At 70.2% G+C, this 265-nt stretch carries 1 pseudogene; it reads right to left on the bottom strand.

Going from position 1 to position 265, the window contains the following annotated elements:
• A pseudogene (locus DWV00_RS34270) lies at positions 1-265 on the bottom strand (hypothetical protein); the annotation flags it as partial.

Genomic DNA, 265 nt, shown 5'->3' with positions numbered 1-265 from the left:
AGCCCGGGAAGCGGCTGAAGCTCAAGCCCGCGCGGAAGCCGACGCTCGCGCCGAACAGGAAGCCCGGGAAGCGGCTGAAGCTCAAGCCCGCGCGGAAGCCGACGCTCGCGCCGAACAGGAAGCCCGAGAGGCGGCTGAAGCTCAAGCCCGTGCCGAAGCCGACGCTCGTGCCGAGCAGGAAGCCCGAGAGGCGGCTGAAGCTCAAGCCCGCGCCGAAGTCGACGCCCGTGCCGAGCAAGAAGCCCGAGAGGCGGCTGAAGCTCAA

It is taken from the genome of Trinickia dinghuensis, assembly GCF_003367175.1.
Classification (GTDB): Bacteria; Pseudomonadota; Gammaproteobacteria; order Burkholderiales; family Burkholderiaceae; genus Trinickia; species Trinickia dinghuensis.
The sequence above is the reverse complement of the archived record's forward strand: the minus strand, read 5'-3'. Positions and strand labels throughout refer to the sequence as shown.